The following is a 1,073-nucleotide window of genomic DNA, read 5'->3' on the forward strand; positions in this document are numbered from 1 at the left end:
TGGTTAGGAAAAACCAGACCGGTCATGGCGGCCATGCAGTTGACCCGGGATAGTAAAGTGATTGAAAGTGCCGCCAGTTATTCGAAACAAACGGTTCATTTTCTCACGGAGTATAAAGGGGTTATTGCCAAGCATACGTTAAATGCCGCTGTCGGGGGAACGTCCTCGTTTCTCTCGGCACTGTCTACCGCGGATGCGCATCCCTGGCGTAGTGCGGTGATTGGGGCGGGGGCGAGTTTTATCTTTGGTTTTAAATCACCTGCAACATTTAAAAACACCATTAGGTTAGGCGCTGTTGCCGGAGCAGCATCCAACTCGGTGGGTCAAGTCATAGAAAAATTTGGCGAAAATAAGACGCCTATTAGTGTAACAAAAATAGGTGTGGCGGCTTATGCGGGCGGTGTGACGGCTTGTTTAACGTATGGCATGCCACTTATTCCTGCGGCCATTGTGAGTTTTGGTCCTTCGACAGTCATTAATAAATTAGGAGACGTGTTTTATGAGCGTTGGTATAACAGTACAAAATAATCAATATGAAGATGTTATTCATGGGGGCTACGGGTTTATGATTTGGTTTATGCCTCTTGGTTTTTTATTTTTCTTTTATTTTCAAATGATAGGTGTTTATTTATTAGTAACTGCGACACCCTCAATAAGTGAAGATTATTTAACGACATGGTTTATTTTTTTTCTAATGACATGGATTGTTATATGGTTAGGGGGTAGCATCTTTTATGCATTGCAAACCGTCCAATGTATCAAATTTAACGAGAACGACATTTTTATTCGCTTGTATTTCAACCGTAAAGTCTATTTTTATCCGGAAGACTTGCTAGCAATCAACGATTTTAAAATCAATAAGCTGATGTCTCAGACGAGAACGTTTCCTGAAGGAGGTACGGGGTTTTTAATTCATTTAAAGAATGGAAAACGATATCGGGTGAGTCCCCATATGGCGAGATTTGAGGAACTGAAAGCGGTATTAACCGAGATTGCGGCAAGGAATAAAGAGTGACTGAAGGGGTATGAGAAGAGGGTAGTGCACTATCCCCGGCGGTGGCGACGTTAGCGGG

The 1,073-nt window shown here is 42.8% G+C and carries 2 protein-coding genes; both read left to right on the top strand.

The window, feature by feature from the left end; translation table 11 throughout:
• A partial coding sequence (locus T345_RS14420) for a hypothetical protein (RefSeq protein ID WP_035919124.1) occupies positions 1–528 on the top strand: 528 nt, incomplete at its 5' end.
• Positions 500–1,015: a hypothetical protein gene (locus T345_RS0113110; protein ID WP_028389696.1), complete on the top strand. Its 516-nt coding sequence runs from the start codon at positions 500–502 to the stop codon at positions 1,013–1,015. The genes T345_RS14420 and T345_RS0113110, both read left to right, overlap by 29 nt.
• The last annotated feature ends 58 nt before the right edge of the window (positions 1,016–1,073 follow it).

The sequence above is a fragment of the Legionella fairfieldensis ATCC 49588 genome (assembly GCF_000621525.1).
GTDB lineage: Bacteria > Pseudomonadota > Gammaproteobacteria > Legionellales > Legionellaceae > Tatlockia > Tatlockia fairfieldensis.

Excerpts from the sequence above, each read along its gene's own strand:
- T345_RS0113110 (WP_028389696.1), top strand. The coding sequence starts at position 500 with ATGAGCGTTGGTATAACAGTACAAAATAATCAATATGAAGATGTTATT.